Raw genomic sequence first — 17,234 nt, forward strand, 5'->3', positions numbered from 1 at the left:
ATATTAGTTTTTATCGATTATCGGCAGTGATACGAGTGCTTTCAGGCCGCCTTGGGGGCGATTAGACAACTGAATATTGCCATGATGACGATCAACAATGCGCTTAATAATGGCTAAACCTAAGCCTGAGCCCACACTGCCACGAGCTGAGTCGCCTTGGGTAAAGGGTTGAAACAGTGACTCGACTTTAGTTTCATCAATGCCGGGGCCATTATCTTCAACACTAAAACATACTGTATTACCTTGATGATAAGAGCTTATTTTTATCCAGCCATTGCCATAACGGAAAGCATTTTCAACCAAATTACTCAGCACCCGTTTGATCGCTACACTATTAATGGCGATGTCAGGACAATCGGCTAATGATAATTCGAGGGTTTCTTCACGATGTGACTCTTGTTGGCTAATTTCTTGGATTAAGCGGTTTATTTGGTCAGGCTCACGAACGCCTTCTTGGTCGTTACGAATGTATGCAATAAATTGGTTAATAATCGCATCCATGTCTTCAATATCGGTGACTATGCCTTCTTTTAGATACTGATCATCTTCTACCATCATTTCAGATGCTAAGCGAATGCGGGTTAACGGAGTGCGTAAATCGTGAGAAATTCCAGCCATCAGTAAGGCACGGTCTTGCTCAAGTTGCTTCATGCTGTTGGCCATTTGGTTAAATGCATGAGTTACTTCAACAATCTCGGTAGAGCCGCTTAATGGTAACGTTGGCGGAAAATCACCTTTAGATACCGCGACGGCAGCTTTTTGCAGTCGTTTTAACGGTCTGTTTTGTCGCCGTGCAAACAACCAGCCTCCGGCGACACTGAGCCCACCAATAACTAATAAATACAGCGTTAATGGCGATAAATCTGACTCGTTAATACTGCTCAGCGGCACTTTAATCCATAACGTCGGTGCTTGTGGTGGCTTAATCCACACATTGAGTTTTTCACCTTGCGAAAAACGCACTTCAGCTTCACCGCCCAGATATACCGACATTTGCTCAGATAAAAAGCTGTAATAAGTGGCTTGGTTCAGTCCCGCTTCTTGAGCTTGTTTAAGATTATAAACCGTCATACCATCGTCACGCACTTTGGCATTTAAGGCATCAACCATGGTGAGATGTTCACGGCCAACATCAACACCATCGACAAATAAAATATTGATTTGGCGTGCGATCAGTTGGTTAATTTGTTCATAACTGGGTTTGATAAAGTAAACGGCGACAGACCAATAAGACACCAATTGATTGATCAGCAGTAAACTGCCAATCAACAATACGGTCTGGCTAAAAGCGCTGCGGGGTAAAAAGCGTTGCCACCATTTTAACTTAAGTTCCATGACTTATTTACGTGTGGTGCCGTCGGGGACAAATACATAACCTAAGCCCCAAACCGTTTGGATATAGCGTGGGTTAGCAGCATCTTTCTCAATTAAACGGCGTAGGCGTGAAACCTGCACATCAATAGAACGTTCAAGTGCCGAATAATCACGCCCTCGAGCAAGGTTCATCAGCTTGTCACGCGATAATGGCTCTCTAGGGTGGTTAACCAGTACTTTAAGTACTGCAAATTCACCGCTGGTTAGGGCAATGCTTTCATCACCATGAAACATTTCACGGGTGGCAAGATTTAGTGAAAACTCACCAAATTCAATCATTTCTTCTTGTTGAGCTGGTGCTCCAGGGACTTCGATTATTTGACGACGCATTACCGCTTTAATGCGCGCTAACAATTCACGCGGGTTAAAGGGTTTTGGTAAGTAGTCATCTGCGCCCAGTTCTAGGCCGATAATTCGGTCTACTTCATCGCCTTTGGCGGTTAACATCACAATCGGAATAGGGTTTTCTTGTTGGCGCAAGCGGCGACAAATCGATAAACCATCTTCACCGGGTAGCATCAGATCAAGTACTAAAAGGTGAAAGTTTTCGCGCTCAAGTAATCTATCCATTTGTTCCGCATTCGCAGCACTACGAACTTGGAAGCCTTGCTCTATCAAGTAACGTTCTAATAATGAACGTAATCTCATGTCGTCATCGACAACGAGAATCTTCGAGGTTTCTTGGCCCATGACATATCCTTTAAACACTAAATTGATACCAGCAATGACTCAGTATGAAGTGTAATCGCTTAAATTTGAATAGCTGATTGTGGCAGAAATTGTAACTAAATAGCTGTAAATGTTTGTTTATCGCATAAATAGTACTGGATAGTTACATAAGTTGTCTTTCATTAAACTATTTAGGGTTAATGAGGTGATGGATAACGACTTATCATTATCCTTGTAATAACCGACTAATACTGTGGCGTAAGATGCGTTTAGCGGCCAAAAATGTAATTGCAATAATCAGTAAAGTGCAAAACACAATCCCATATAGCCATAACATAGGTTGCCACATTGATACCCCTAATAGGCTTATGCTGTAGTCATCTATTGCGAGCATCAGTATGCCTGCACACAGAGCTGCAATCGCCATTAGACTGACGTTGAGCCGAATGATGTGCAACATAAGTGTATTTTTTTGTCCACCGACAGCCAGTAAAATTGCCAACTTGAGTTGCTGTACTTTAACGGCAAAATGAAAACGATAGTACAAGGTGAAAACAACCAGAAGACATATCATTATCGCCATTGCAAACGAGGTCATAAATAATAATTTGCCTGCAGGATCGGTATTGATAATTTGTTGTGCCAAAGTGCCATTGGATATATAGCTTAAATGAGTCGATTGTAAAGAGGCCCATTCATTTATACGCGACCCAACGAGTTCAGGGTTGGCTGTACGACTATAAAAAACTGGCGCAATGCGATGAGCGAACAGCGGGTTTTGCGCACTTAAATGTAAATACATGACAGGTGATGGACTTTGATTAAGGCCAAAATGAAGTTGATCTTCAACAATGGCTGTAATGGTGAATTGTTTTTGGTAATAAAACCCCGTCACATTGAGTGTTATCCCTTGTATGTCTTGCCAATGATTTAAGTTTAATTCGTCGGCTAGCTGGCTTGCCATCGTTCGATTTACTGTCACGCTATTAGTCGTTAGTGTTGCCGGGATAAGATATTTTATGCCCAGCAAGTCAAAAAAATTACTTGAGACATAAAGGCCATTTATTGGCTTGCTGATCCCTGAATTATTCGACGTATTATATTGTAATCCTTGATCACCTAAGGCGGTGAACCTCGCCGAGGACAAAGCCACTGCTTTGCCTGCAACTTGCCATTGCCCCTCTAATTGCTGCGCAGTAAGTGCTAACGATAATGGACTGGTTACCTTGGGCTCGTAACTGTATAGATCGGGTAAAAAGCTGACTTTCTGATATTTCTGCCATTCAGAAAAAGACAGCACCAAGGATAAGATGATAACGCTTACTATCACAGTGAGTTGAGCCACTAAGGTTAACTGGCTCATACGCTGTTGTGCTTTGGTCATTTGTCCGCGTTGGCCTCGGCTAAACTGCGTGGTCATAATACCCAGCATCGGAATTTGTGCACAAAGCCAATATAAACTAACCGATATCGTTACTGCCGCGACCCATAAACCGAGATTAAATGATAAACCAGTAACGAAATAGCTTCGGTAAACAGGAATATGACTGACATATTGCAAAATGCCATAACCTAATATTGGCGCAATAATAATCAGAGAAGCGAATGCGGGAATATTTTCTTTAAACAACTGACTTATTAGTTGTTTTTTATCGCCACCTAATGCCAACTTTAACTGCATTTCAGATTGACGCACTATCCCTTGCTGCATGTAGGCCGACACTATGCTGCTAAAAATAATAAACCCAAAACAGACTAATAAAACCATTAATATCCAAGCCTGTTTATGCAACATGTCACGTTCAATTGGCTTAAGCTCTACACCGTCAATTAACCATGATGTAAATTGACTATCAATAAACCCACCTTGCGGACGCGGCGTTTGTTGTCTTAGGGTTGAATATGCTTGCTGTAACTGAGTAATAGGAATCGCTTTATTCAATAAAGCGAAACCATATCTATTCCCCTTACTATTGATATAAAGCGCTGGATTATCAGTAAACATTTGTGGCACATCTAACAGTAAATAGCTGTCTGGTAACCATAGGTCAATTTGAATATTACCCAATTTATCCATTGATGCAGGCGCCACACCCGCAATAGGTAATACTTGGTTTTGATAATACAGTGACAGCTGCGATAGTGCTTTGGCATTGGTATGTTTGTGCCAAAACTGCGACGAGAGTATAGCCTTTTTGGCTTCAAATCCTTGTTGCGAAAAAGGCTCTGGTAAGCCAAGTAACGGCAATAAGGTGTCGGTGTAAAAGCCAATCCGTAAACCAGGTATTTCTTTTATCCCGACAGTGACCACTGCTGTTTGTACCGCCACGCTAGCGACAGTTTGTACTGCTGATAATTGCTGCAATAAGGCAATATCATATTCAGATGTTGGTTGAAGGTTGCCATTAAAATCTTGATTCGCCACGGTTATCAAGGGTGAAGTTTGGTTTACCCATTGCGGTCTATCACTACTTAATAACCACAGTAGGTTAGTCACAAAACCAATTAAACTGCAAAAAAAGCATAGGCTGATGATTAATACTGCCCATATACCACGCTGGCCACGCCATTTTCGCCAGCCATATTTGACATCAAACAACACGTCTATACTCCTCATCTTCAAGAGGAGAAAGCTCACCATCATGCATTTTATAAGCTTTTTGACAGCATGCAGCGACAGTGTTGTCGTGGGTTATAATCAATACTGTTTTGCCTTCTTTATGCAGATTTCCTAATAAAGTCATAATTTTTGCGGCGTTGTTTGAATCCAAATTACCTGTAGGTTCGTCGCATAATAAAATATCAGGTTGGCAGATCAGTGCCCTAGCAATGGCAACACGCTGTTGTTGTCCACCAGAGAGCTGATCAGGATAAAACGAGGCTCGATCACTTAAACCGACTTTGGCCAGAACATCATTTATTCGTTCAGAGTATTGAGTTGCTTTGATGGCGGGGTTAAAACGTAACGGTACTGCGAGATTTTCAGCGACTGTCATATCGGCAATCAGATTGAAATTTTGAAATACCCAGCCAATATGTTGATTTCGTAATTGGCTTAATTGATATGCTGATAATGCACTTACGTCTTGATTGCACAGTTGGTAACTCCCCGTATCAGCTACATCGAGTAATCCAAGAATAGACAGTAAGGTAGATTTTCCACTGCCAGAAGCCCCCAGAATCGCAATCATTTCACCGGTTTTTATCTGTAAGCTAATTTGCTTTAATACCGAGTTGTCACCTGAATGATGCTGAAACGACTTATTCAATCCAGTTAGGCTAATCACGGTGTTAGTCATATAGTTCTCCTTCACTAAACTGAATTCTATCTTGTAGGCGCCCTGGTACTTGCAATAAAAGACGTTCGCCTTGATGAAGTCCTGTGGTGACTTGTGCTTGCTCCCCAGCAATATCACCTATGCTGATGTCACGCCTTTCAAATTGTTCAAGTTCATCATTTAGGACAAAGAAAGAATATTGACGATGCCCACGAATAACCCCAACAGGGCGTTTAATCACTAAAGTATTTTGGTGGTTTGCTATTTCAATGATGGCATTGACATCAATATTGGGTCTCACAGAGGAAGGTAAGTTGCCGTTAAAGCTAATGTCTATTTCAACGCTGCCATTATTAACTGTAGGTTCTACTCGGGTAACATTTCCGACAATATCAATGCCTTTTATGGCTACTTTTGCAGGTAAACCAGGGATTACAAATTCAGCATCATTAGCGGTAATGTTGATCCGAGCATAGTATTGCGACAAGTCGGCAATCATACCCACAATCTGACCTTCTTCTAAATGCCTGCCAATGTCTAGATCGCTGGCCAGTTCGGTTAGCATGCCATCCATACTGGCTCTAATCGACAGTTGTTCGACTTCCGACACTAGTAGTTCTCGCTGTTTTTGTGCTTTTTCTAAGCGGTATTGTGCTGAGTTATTGATGGCTTTACGAGTTTGCTGCAGCGTGTCTAATCGGCTTGTTTCCATTTGTAAAATAGCATTGTCTTGCTCCCAAGCGACTTGTGCCTTATGAAGATCCAGTACTGAAATCACTTGGCTTTGTTTTAATTTTTCATGGGCACTAAGTTCTGCTTGAGCCAAGGCCAAGCGCACTTTAGCTAAACGCATTTTTCCTTGTTGGTCATCTAATGCTTGGCGCGATTCGGCCATAATCTGTATAAGGTTAGACTGCTGCTCAAGTAAAGCTAATTCACTGGTTTCCATTGTGCGTTGTAGTTTAGGATTATTCAGCTGAATGATCACATCGCCTTTATTAACCACATTTCCAGGTTGCTGTAACACTTCAATAATGTGGCCGCTACTCATGGTATTGATGCCGCGTTGGGTTTTAGGGACTAACTTGCCATAACCTGAAACTGTGACGAGCATAGGCCCTTGATTGACTTCAGTGAGTGAACCAGGTGAATTTGATGATGAACTTGAAAGGGCATTTTTACCGAAAAACAATGCAATAAAACTGAGTGAAATGCATGTGATAATAATAATCGAGATCGTTTTTATATGCGCAAAACGGTTTTTGTCCTTGGGGATTTCAAACATTCTATAATTCCATTTATATTGTTTTTATTCGTTAACGATAACGCAGGTAGGCGAATAAAGCACTTAATTTCATGCTTAAAAACTAAGCTAATTCTTGGTTGACAGAAAAAAAATAGCCTATAAGCTCTAACAGCGAGAAGGTTTATTTATTATATACTTACAAAAGGATTTGCTATGTTGACCCAACTTTCATCGATTAGTATTTCACCTCATAGTCCTCTAGATTTGATTGGCCCTCGCCATGCTTGGAGGCACGATCATGCATAATAAAGGTATCGCTTTTTTACTGTTCGGTGTTGTAGCCATAACCAGTGGTCTGGCGACTGCAGCAGACATAACGCCTTTAGGTAGTCACTTAAAGGGGGCTCTTTATTCTGAGGTGTCTAGCCAAACGGCTAAGCCGCAGTTTCCTGCGCTATATCTCTATGATGTAAAGACGCAGCAGTTTCTGAGTAAACAAGACGCAGAATCTTACCTCAGCAGATTAAACGATCAACCGCTATGGATTGAGGTGATGCAGCAATGGGTTAAAGATAGCAGTCACTTTAACACGACAAATAAAGCGTTTAAGCAAGCTGTTCCACTGCTAGATTTTACGCAGGAGTACATCATTTTTTTCGATAACTTACCGGAACCCATGTTAGAGCAGTTTGCTGCAATGGATCCTAATTTGGTGGCGAGAGACAGTTTAGTTAAATCGGTTTTGGCTCAATTAGATAATGCAAATAGCTACACTACCTATTAAACGTTAACGTGGTTTACCTGTTATTAACCGCGTTTTATGCAATTTCATATTCGGTTTGAGCTAACGTCGATATCGTTGATTAATCCCGATGTCATCAGGATTGGCCTCCATCATAAAAGATAACGTCAATTGCTGTTTGCTAGGCTGATAAACAATGCTCGAAATGGCGCTTAATAAGCTTGATGTTTGTTGTGGATGGCTATTAAACATGGGCTCAATGATCAGCTGCTTTTGTTGCAGTACAAATCGCCCCCATTGTAGATGGGTGAAGTGCTCATTAGCTTGTGGGTCTTGGTGTAGGTTAATCTTCACCATGGCGTAATAGCCATTATCGAACAGCACCAAGCTACTCAGTGCCGGGCTCGACAACTGATGCCAGACACCATAGACAGATTGGCTTGGAGTGATGTCATAGTGATGTTGTTCATCGGCAACGCTGTCACCATTAGTGTCGATACTAAAGACTAACCGGGCTGACTCGACAGTAAGTGCTATGTGCAATTTAGGATGAGCTATTTGATAGGCAACTAGACCCTGTTGTTGATTACTACTGTAGCTTGGGAAAAAGTGAACATCTGCTTGCTGGATATCTATTCGACCCCATTCAGCAACGCTGTTTTGTGGCTCAATTAAGTTTAATTGTATGTATAAGTAACTCTGGTCACGAGTTAACTGTAACAGCGTGATTTGTTCTGGGCTATCAATGATCCAGTTACCAAAAATAGTCGCTGTAGGCGGCGATTGTGGGGCCGCATAAAGTGATTTGACCGTGATCAAAGCGCACACTAGCAACAACAATCGCGGAACGATATTTTTGACTCTATTAAGTGCAAGCGCTGGATGCTGACTTGGGCGTGACATGATAAACATAAGATCCCTTTATGTTTGCCTTTACAGTTCGGTGTGATTCTTATTGAACCGTGAGAGGTCTAGCTAGTGTATTTTAGCCCCAAATCTTAGCGAGTACTAAGCTTAGGCCTTAGTGTTAAATCCTATTTGATGGCTTAATTTTTAGAGTTTAAGCCTAGTAAAATATTCTGATTAATCAAATAAAAAAGCCCATTGCGTTATGCAATGGGCTTAAGAATGGTTAATTTTTGCTGAGGGACTTAAGGCGCTAATGTTAGCAGTGCAGGTTGGGCTACAACTTGAAAGTCCAATGCCATGGTCACGCTTAATGCGGTAATGGTAATAATGGAAAATCCAAATACTTGCCTAGCCCAAGACTGTAAGTTGATGTCGCGACGATAACCTTTTAACGCCATGGCTAACCACCATAAACTGGTGGCAAAGGTCACGGCCATAAAGGCAATACCTGTATAACCCGCCAGCGGTAATAGTGCGCTAACCAATGCAAACACGGCAATGTAGAGCACTATATGCAGTTTTGCTTTGGCCATACCTTCAGCAACAGGTAACACCGGAATGTTGGCTGCGGCATAGTCATCAAAGCGAAATATTGCAATCGCATACGAGTGTGGCATTTGCCATAAACTGAACATCAGTAGCAAAATGATTGCACCTGTGTCCATTTGTCCACTGACCGCACAATAGCCTACAACTGGTGGCACAGCACCTGAGAAACTACCCACTAAGGTGCCGTAAACCGAGTTGCGCTTCATGTATAGACTGTACACGCCGACATAAACCACATAACCGATAGCGGCAAATAATACCGCTAAATTGTTAGTGAACATGGCTAGCATGGTAAAGCCAATAATCCCCAGACCAATGCCAAAGCTCAATACAGCTTGTACCGATATTTCACCGGTAACGGTAACTCGGTTACGAGTACGCTGCATTTTGGCGTCGATATCGCGATCAATACAATTATTGACAGCGCAACCAGACGCCACCACTAAAGAGAGCCCTATCATGGTTGCAAACATCAAGGTCCAATCTACGTTACCTTGTGCGGCGAGTAAAAACCCGCCGGCGACGGAAATTAAATTGCCCATGATGATGCCAGGCTTAGTTACCTGAACATATCCTCGTAAGCGTGATGTTAATTGTGCTGACATAGATTGACCTTGATTATTCATGATAGCTGTCTAATTACATCATCAATTCGTTAGCTGCGTAGATAATCCACACAGATAAACCCACTACCATGACAATAATCAGTGCAGTGAATAAGAAAGAGAATGTATTGATCCTGCCTTCTTTAGAAAAATCTAAATGAAGGAAGTACTTTAAGTGCACCACGATTTGTACTATTGCCGCAGCAACCACAATCCATAAGGTGGTTGTATGGTCAAAGCTGTGAGTCATTACCGACCAAAATGGAATACCGGTTAAGATCACCGATAACACAAAGCCGACTAAATATGACTTAACACTGGCGCCAAAGTCGCCCTCGCCGTGGCTTGAATGTGCATTGCTCATCACAAGACTCCTAACAAATAAACAACGGTAAACACACACACCCACACGATGTCTAAGAAATGCCAGAACAAACTTAAGCAACTTAGGCGAGTGATACTACGATTATTTAAACCGCACTTGATAACTTCGACCATCATGATCAGCATCCAAATTAAGCCCGCGGTAACATGCAAACCATGCATGCCGACTAAGGCAAAAAATGCTGATAAAAAGGCGCTGCGATCTGGGCCATTGCCGTGTTCAATCAGATGATGGAACTCGTACACTTCCATCGTGATAAACACACAACCTAACGCGAAGGTGATTAACAACCACGCTAATGTCGCCGCTTTCTTTTGGTGTCTAGCGCAAATCATGGCAAAGCCATAAGTAATACTACTGACTAGTAAGGCGGCGGTTTCGATAAGCACGAAGTCTAATTCGAAAATATCTTTGCCCGACACCCCACCATCAGTGTTCATGAATAACACTGCATAAGTCGCAAAAACGGATGCGAACAAAATACAGTCGGTCATTAGATAAATCCAAAAACCGAATAAGGTGTTACCACTGGTATCGTGGTGTTCATCATGGTGCTCAGCAGAATGAGCGTCGTGTAAATCTGCTTTAATAGCAATACTCATTATCTGCCCCTTGCTACGTTATCTATATGTGCATTTTCAATACGCGCGATTTCGTCTGGTTGCACGTAGTAGTCAACATCATTGTCGTAAGCACGCATTAAGAACAATACAAACGCACCTGCAAATCCAACAATGGCTAACCACCAAATATGCCAAATTGCGGCAAATCCCATTGCGGTAATCGCAGCGGCCATAAATATCCCACTGGCGGTATTTTTAGGCATATGAATCGGCTGGTATGTTTCACGACGTTGATAGGCAGTGCCTTTTTCTTTCATGTCGGTGAACGCATCAATGTCTGTTACTGGATCTAACTGGGCATAGTTATAGAACTGTGGTGGTGAAGAGGTTGACCACTCAAGCGTATGGCCATTCCATGGATCACCAGTAGTATCTAAGTTTTGCTCACGATCACGGAAGCTGACATACAATTGTACAAACTGTAAAATAATACCCACAAGGATGATAAACGCGCCGACCACGGCAAAGTAAAGCCAGAAGTTCCACGCTGGGTTATCTGTGTGGTTAATACGACGAGTCATGCCCATAAAACCAAGCACATATAACGGCATAAAGGCGATATAGAAGCCAATCTGCCAACACCAAAATGATGCCTTACCTAAACGTTCGTTAAGGTGGAAGCCCATTGCTTTAGGGAACCAGTAGGCAAAACCAGCCATGTAACCAAATACCGCACCACCAATAATGGTGTTATGGAAATGGGCGATTAAAAACAAGCTGTTATGTAGTACATAATCTGCGCCAGGTAATGCTAACAATACTCCGGTCATGCCGCCGATGGTGAAGGTCACCATAAAGCCTAAAGACCACAATACTGGCACGGTGAAACGTAAACGGCCGCGATAAATGGTAAATAACCAGTTAAACAGTTTTACCCCAGTCGGCACCGCAATCACCATGGTCATCACCCCGAAGAAGGCGTTAACGTTAGCGCTCGACCCCATGGTAAAGAAATGGTGTAACCACACAATAAAGCCAAGTACAGAAATCGCACCCGTTGCCCACACCATTGAGGTGTAACCAAATAAGCGCTTAGAAGTAAAGGTTGAAAACACTTCAGAGAAAATACCGAAAGCCGGTAATACCAAAATGTATACTTCAGGATGACCCCAAGCCCAAAACAGGTTGATGTACATCATGGCGTTCCCGCCACCGTCATTGGTAAAGAAATGGAAATCTAAATAACGGTCTAAGGTTAATAAACCTAACACAGCGGTTAAAATTGGGAACGATGCAACGATTAACACGTTTGCCCAAGTACAGGCCCAAGTGAAAATTGGCATTTGCATTAGCTTCATGCCCGGAGCGCGCATTTTTAACACAGTGGCGATAAAGTTCACCCCGGTTAAGGTTGTCCCGATGCCGGATATTTGCAAGGCCCAGATGTAATAATCAACCCCCACCCCCGGACTGTATGCGAGTTCTGACAATGGCGGATAAGCCACCCAACCCGTTTTGGCAAATTCACCTAATCCAAGTGATATATTGATTAATATCGCCCCAGAGGTCGTTAGCCAAAAGCTTAAATTGTTTAAGAACGGGAACGCGACATCACGAGCACCAATTTGCAATGGTACGACCAAGTTCATCAGACCAATCATAAATGGCATTGCCATAAAGATAATCATGATCACGCCATGGGCAGTGAAGATTTGGTCGTAATGTTCAGGTGGTAAATACCCCGCAGCGCCATTGGTGGCAAGTGCTTGCTGAGTTCGCATCATAATCGCGTCAGAGAAACCGCGGATCAGCATTACCATTGCTAACACGATATACATAATACCGAGTTTTTTATGGTCAACCGAGGTTAACCAGTCATGCCAGAGCACGCCCCATTTTTGATACTTAGTCATTAATGCCGCGATAATGAATCCAATAATGGCAACCGCAGCAAGGGTCACCATAATAATCGGTTCATGATACGGAATTGACTCGAGAGTTAATTTTCCTAGAAATGGCATGATTATTTCGCCTCCCCAGATGCAGTCGAAGAATGCTCTGTGGTTGAATGTGAAGGTGATGAAAGCCCAGAATGTTCCGCGTCCTTGTCGACCATGTGCTCCATGTTTTGCATATGCTTGGTATGATCCATACCAGACATTGATTCCATGTTGCTCATGTCGTGCATACCTTCCATGCTGTCCATTGGTTTCATATTCGAGTCTGGATGCATGTATTGCATGACAATGTAGTTAAACATGCCTTTTTGTACTGACCCGTAGTATTGCACCGGATTGTTTTCGCTCTTTTCAGCCAGTTGCTTATATTGCTCAACATCCAAGGTATTACCTTGCTGTTTTACCTTGGCAACCCAAGCATCAAAATCGTCAGCGTTTGCAGTTGCAATCGCATTAAACTTCATACCAGCAAATCCAGCACCACTGTAGTTAGCTGAAATACCTTCAAAAGTGCCTGGCTCGTTTGCGATAAGGTGTAACTTAGTCGCCATGCCAGCCATTGAGTAGATTTGGCTACCTAACTGCGGAATGAAAAATGAATTCATTGCTGTGTCAGAGGTGATTTTAAAGTTAACCGGAACATTGGCTGGGAAGGCCAATTCGTTAACCGATGCGATGCCATATTCAGGATAAATGAACAACCATTTCCAATCTAATGACACCACTTCAACCTTCACCGGTTTAGCGTCATGCACTAGCGGTTTGTAGGGATCTAAATCGTGAGTCGATTTCCAAGTGATAACACCAAGAATGATCACGATAATAATCGGTACGACCCACACCACGATTTCAATGGCGGTTGAGTGTGCCCATTTAGGTGCATAAATTTCTTCATCGCGACCGTCGCGGAATTTCCATGCAAAATACAAAGTCATGAAAATTACTGGAATAACCACAATCAACATCAGCAAGGTTGCCACAATAATGAGATGCTTCTCATCGATGCCGATTTGACCTTTGGGATCCAGCACGCCGCCTTCACAACCGGCTAGCATAAATGCTAATGCAGCCAGTATAGGTTTACTTAAATTTCGAATTAACAAAGGAAGATTCCTCTAACCTTAAAGCTTACTACGCTACCAACAGGGGGATTGGCAGTTGCACAATAATCATCAAACGCGATCAGTGGAAAAAGATAAACTAAATCAACAGTATGTGATTTTGGATTCGTTTCCCAAAAAAGATATATCTCGCGAATGGCGTATTAAAATAAAAAAGTTAAGCTTGTAAAGGCGGGGCGCGACAACCATGTGCCGTATATTCTAGCGATTGAGGAATAACAGGAGATAGAGCACTTAGCGCATCGCTCAGTTCGAGCAAGTTGCTAAATTTAGAATTAAGATTGAATAAACGCCAAAAGTGCTGGATAACTAAGGGATTAATTAGCAATAAACTGATTAAACCCGCACCCAAAAATTCAGCTAATATACCGTCAGCAATAGCGATAAACTCGCCAATATCAATAAAATGTCCGATTGAAATAGACAAGGCATCAGCTAAAGGTTGCAGCAACAGTAACCCGAAACACAGTGTTAAATGTGCTTTACTCAACTTGGATAACCTTGTGATGCGATTAAGCGATTTAACAAGGTATTGGCAAAGGGTTAGTTTCAAGAAACGTTTCCAACCGAGCTCAAAGGAGTGGGTAGTTGAATCAATAGATCCAGCTGACGATTTTCATTTGCAGGAGAATAACAAGAAGGCGCTATTGATTGAAAGTAAATCAGAGTAGTAAAACAGCGGAATTATTAAATAAACTTGAATTTGAACAATATTTATACTGTTTATTTACATTGTTAACTGTTTTGTTACTTATCAATAGCTCAAAAGTCACAAATCTGTGATCCCTAGCACCTAATATAAATGGGTGGATGTGATCAGATATAAGCGCCTTAATTCAACAATCCTAACACGTATTGATACGCCCTTGGGGGGTTATGAGGATCATATTTTTTGCGAACTAAAATATTTTCTGGCTTCTTTATTGTTACAAATCGATACCGCAATAAACGCTTGCGGGCAGCAGATTATCTATTGAAGTTATTAGTGGCAGTCTGCGCCGGTTCAGCAGCGTTAAATAATCAAGTAATAATCACTTATGACTCGAGTATAAAGAGCCCTTATCCACTGATGTTCCGTTGCGCATAATGCAGCTAAGTTAATAATGATGCGGCTTTAGCACAACAAGTCTCCACCGATAAATTACACTATAATTTTTTAAAGCGCTGCAGTTAACTCACCATAAACAGCTGGTTTTTAAATGATTTAAACAATGAAATATCTAGATCTTTCTCAATAACCGACTGAGCTGCTACACTCATTTTGATTATATTAAGGTAAGATTAATTTTTATGCAGCGCCCACAACTACGCCAAGCTAAAACCATAGATAACGTTTTTAATAGTGCTTACTGGCACCTTAGTCAGCAAGACTTTACTATTGGCGAAATTCGTACCAAGCTTGAGCGTAAAACCGAGAACCAGCAATGGATTGATACCGTATTAGCCAAGCTAATCGACAGTGGTTATTTAAAAAATGACTTTGATTTTGCCGTGCGTTATTGCGAACTCGCCTTTAGCAATGAAGTGGGGACTGGTGCCATAAGGCGTAAGTTACAACTTCGCGGTGTGAGTGCAACAGAGATTGATGCCGCGCTAGAACAGGTTATGCACGAGCAAAAAATAGATACTTTTAAGCTCGCTACATCAAGGCTACTAGGCCGATTTGAGAATTTTTACGGCACCAGCAGAGAAAAAGTCTATGCTCAAATGACCGCAAAAGGATTTTCTCGATCTGAAATTGATCATGCATTATCGTTACATCCACAAGGCGCAACACTGCGCAGTAAATTGGCGATAAAAGCAGAAAAAGTCGATTTAACAACTGAAATAATTAAGCTGTTTAATAAAGGTAAAGGTAAAACACTCATTTTACAGGAACTCAAACAGCGATTGATTGATGTGAGTGATTTTGAAGAAACCTTGTATCAATTAACCTTAACAGAAGATGTCGATTTTTATCAAAGCTGTAGAAATGAGCTGGCTAAAAAACGCTATAACTTATCTGATTATAAAGAAAAGTCTAAAGCGTATGCGTTTCTATCTCGTAAAGGTTTTGCCAGTGATGAAATAAAAGAGGCCATGAGCCTAGATAATGATGCATCATAAAAATAGCTTCTAGATAAGTGCTAAACATTTTAATAATAAGCTGTGAATAAATTTTATCGATCATTAACATTTAAAATAAATATTATACTTACGTCATCATAGTCGTTATATCGCGGTAATGTGGTTGGCTACTATTCATGTGTTATTACTATTTGGGGCGGCAAATTATGTCGTTTAAACATAAGTTAGTGTCATTTATCGTTAGTTTGTCTCTGGGCACTTTGTTTTTTCTATTTTTATTCTTATGGATAGAAAAACAGATTGTCGTTGAGCAAGAGCAAGCTGCAACAACCCATTTAGCCTTAATGAGTACTATTAGCAAAGACATTCAACACACTCTTGAGCGATTAGATAGGCTTGATGATCCAGTGTGTAGTAGTGAAATGTTGCTGCATATGCGCCGTGAGAATTTCCTGTCTATCTTTATCAAAGATATAGGCTATTCAGATGAAAATGGTAAATTGTTGTGTACCGCAGGTTTAGGGATAATTGTTACAAAGAGTATGGAATCTGAGCCCGACTACATTAATAACTACGGTGCAAAAGTGTGGGTAAATAAAGCGTTAGAGCTTTTTGATAGGTTACATACCGCGGTTGTCATCAAGCATAACGCTTTCAATGTAGTGATTGAGCCTGCGGAGATCAATAAATTCAGTTCTATGGGGTTCGATTGGGAAATTGTATTCAATAGAGCAAATCATTATAAACATGTGTCAGGCAGCAATAATCTATATGTCAAAGGTATCGTTGGCAGAGTGAACTTAACCCATGCCTATCAATTTCAACAATGTGATCCTGAATCATCTTACTGCGTCGCACTGAGCCTTAGTGCTGGCGAGTTTTATGAAAAAAACCGCCTGTTGATTGCTATCATTATTACGTCATCATTTTTTCTGACATTATTTTTATATTATTTTATATCATTTAAAATCAATGGTTTTATGTCAATAAGCGCTCGAGTTAAACGAGGCGTTAAATCAAACAAGTTTTTTCCTTTATTTCAACCGATAGTCAATATTCAAACCGGTAAGATCGTCGGCTGTGAAGTGCTGGCGCGATTTGAAGATAACGAAGGTAAAATATTTCCAGATGAATTTATTCCCAAAATTAGACAGCTGGGCCTGTCATGGGAGTTTACTGAGCAACTTGTTGAAAAATCGCTGCTGCGCCTAAGTGAAAGCGGTATTGATTTGAAGGGTTTTAAAGTCAATATTAATATTTTTCCTTCTGATGTTTCTAGCGGAAAAGTGTTAAAGATAATTGATCTGCCGTATGTGAATGATCATCCCATTAAGATTGTTCTTGAGATTGTAGAAGATGAACAGTTGACCGGTAAAGAGTTTGCAAACCACTTAGAGATCCTGGTGCAACATGGTTTTCTGATTGCAATCGATGATTTTGGCACTGGATATTCAAATTTAAACCAAGTGTCAAAATTGTCGTGTCATATTTTGAAAATCGATAGAAGCTTTATTAATGCCATGGAAGGAGGGTCCATCCGTTCATCATTAATACCTTATATTGTCCAAATGGCTAACGAACTTCATATAGACGTTGTTGCCGAAGGTGTTGAAAACATCATGCAACATCAAGCACTTAAAAATTTAGGTATATTAAACGGACAAGGATGGCTATACGGTAAGCCAATGAGTGCCGATGATCTTTGCCCAATAATTAAACATTTTAAGATTTAATGTTTAAGGTTTAGTTTTATTCTATTGGCCCAACC

General features: G+C 41.2%; 15 protein-coding genes. 3 read left to right on the top strand and 12 right to left on the bottom strand.

Translation table 11 applies throughout. From position 1 onward, the window contains the following. Window positions 1-3: 3 nt before the first annotated feature. From envZ to GW828_RS15215, 5 genes are all read right to left on the bottom strand, one after another. Window positions 4-1,335, bottom strand: a complete 1,332-nt coding sequence (gene envZ, locus GW828_RS15195; protein ID WP_124018222.1) for a two-component system sensor histidine kinase EnvZ — start codon at window positions 1,333-1,335, stop codon at window positions 4-6. Window positions 1,336-1,338: 3 nt separating this feature from the next. Continuing rightward, the gene (ompR, locus tag GW828_RS15200) at window positions 1,339-2,064 is read right to left on the bottom strand and encodes an osmolarity response regulator transcription factor OmpR (RefSeq protein WP_182697654.1); all 726 of its coding nucleotides are present in this window, start codon (window positions 2,062-2,064) and stop codon (window positions 1,339-1,341) included. Between the two features lie 205 nt (window positions 2,065-2,269). Next, window positions 2,270-4,645, bottom strand: coding sequence for an ADOP family protein (locus GW828_RS15205; protein ID WP_273058649.1), 2,376 nt, complete (start codon window positions 4,643-4,645; stop codon window positions 2,270-2,272). Then, window positions 4,635-5,342 carry an ABC transporter ATP-binding protein gene (locus GW828_RS15210; RefSeq protein ID WP_273058651.1) on the bottom strand — a complete coding sequence of 236 codons (708 nt, stop codon included), beginning with the start codon at window positions 5,340-5,342 and terminating at the stop codon, window positions 4,635-4,637. The genes GW828_RS15205 and GW828_RS15210 overlap by 11 nt, the downstream gene beginning before the upstream one ends. Beyond that, complete coding sequence (locus GW828_RS15215) at window positions 5,335-6,606, bottom strand: efflux RND transporter periplasmic adaptor subunit (RefSeq protein WP_273058653.1); 1,272 nt, start codon at window positions 6,604-6,606, stop codon at window positions 5,335-5,337. Before GW828_RS15215 ends, GW828_RS15210 begins: the two co-directional genes overlap by 8 nt. A 259-nt stretch (window positions 6,607-6,865) precedes the next feature. On the opposite strand from GW828_RS15215, the gene GW828_RS15220 reads away from it, so the two are divergent. After that, window positions 6,866-7,351, top strand: a complete 486-nt coding sequence (locus GW828_RS15220; protein ID WP_273058655.1) for a hypothetical protein — start codon at window positions 6,866-6,868, stop codon at window positions 7,349-7,351. A 60-nt stretch (window positions 7,352-7,411) separates the two neighbouring features. Here the strand turns inward: GW828_RS15220 and GW828_RS15225 are convergent, their stop codons facing one another. The 7 genes from GW828_RS15225 to GW828_RS15255 form a co-directional block, all read right to left on the bottom strand. Beyond that, a complete protein-coding gene (locus tag GW828_RS15225; protein ID WP_273058657.1) occupies window positions 7,412-8,221 on the bottom strand; it encodes a hypothetical protein in 810 nt (269 codons plus the stop codon). 239 nt (window positions 8,222-8,460) lie between these two features. Next, a complete protein-coding gene (cyoE, locus tag GW828_RS15230) occupies window positions 8,461-9,393 on the bottom strand; it encodes a heme o synthase (protein ID WP_273058659.1) in 933 nt (310 codons plus the stop codon). Between the two features lie 13 nt (window positions 9,394-9,406). After that, window positions 9,407-9,736 carry a cytochrome o ubiquinol oxidase subunit IV gene (gene cyoD / locus GW828_RS15235; protein WP_182697660.1) on the bottom strand — a complete coding sequence of 110 codons (330 nt, stop codon included), beginning with the start codon at window positions 9,734-9,736 and terminating at the stop codon, window positions 9,407-9,409. Continuing rightward, window positions 9,736-10,359 carry a cytochrome o ubiquinol oxidase subunit III gene (gene cyoC / locus GW828_RS15240; protein WP_124018231.1) on the bottom strand — a complete coding sequence of 208 codons (624 nt, stop codon included), beginning with the start codon at window positions 10,357-10,359 and terminating at the stop codon, window positions 9,736-9,738. Before cyoC ends, cyoD begins: the two co-directional genes overlap by 1 nt. Continuing rightward, window positions 10,359-12,341 (bottom strand): cytochrome o ubiquinol oxidase subunit I, encoded by a 1,983-nt coding sequence (gene cyoB, locus GW828_RS15245; protein ID WP_124018232.1) that lies wholly within the window; start codon window positions 12,339-12,341, stop codon window positions 10,359-10,361. The genes cyoC and cyoB overlap by 1 nt, the downstream gene beginning before the upstream one ends. 2 nt (window positions 12,342-12,343) lie before the next feature. Beyond that, window positions 12,344-13,381: a ubiquinol oxidase subunit II gene (gene cyoA, locus GW828_RS15250; RefSeq protein ID WP_124018233.1), complete on the bottom strand. Its 1,038-nt coding sequence runs from the start codon at window positions 13,379-13,381 to the stop codon at window positions 12,344-12,346. Between the two features lie 175 nt (window positions 13,382-13,556). Further along, window positions 13,557-13,889, bottom strand: a complete 333-nt coding sequence (locus GW828_RS15255; protein ID WP_243640999.1) for a hypothetical protein — start codon at window positions 13,887-13,889, stop codon at window positions 13,557-13,559. Window positions 13,890-14,689: 800 nt separating this feature from the next. Here GW828_RS15255 and GW828_RS15260 point away from each other — a divergent pair. Together GW828_RS15260 and GW828_RS15265 are read left to right on the top strand one after the other, a co-directional pair. Further along, window positions 14,690-15,505, top strand: a complete 816-nt coding sequence (locus GW828_RS15260; protein WP_273058665.1) for a RecX family transcriptional regulator — start codon at window positions 14,690-14,692, stop codon at window positions 15,503-15,505. A 167-nt stretch (window positions 15,506-15,672) separates the two neighbouring features. Beyond that, window positions 15,673-17,199: an EAL domain-containing protein gene (locus GW828_RS15265; protein WP_273058667.1), complete on the top strand. Its 1,527-nt coding sequence runs from the start codon at window positions 15,673-15,675 to the stop codon at window positions 17,197-17,199. The last annotated feature ends 35 nt before the right edge of the window (window positions 17,200-17,234 follow it).

Origin of the sequence: Shewanella vesiculosa (genome assembly GCF_009994065.1) — a bacterium.
GTDB lineage: Bacteria > Pseudomonadota > Gammaproteobacteria > Enterobacterales > Shewanellaceae > Shewanella > Shewanella vesiculosa.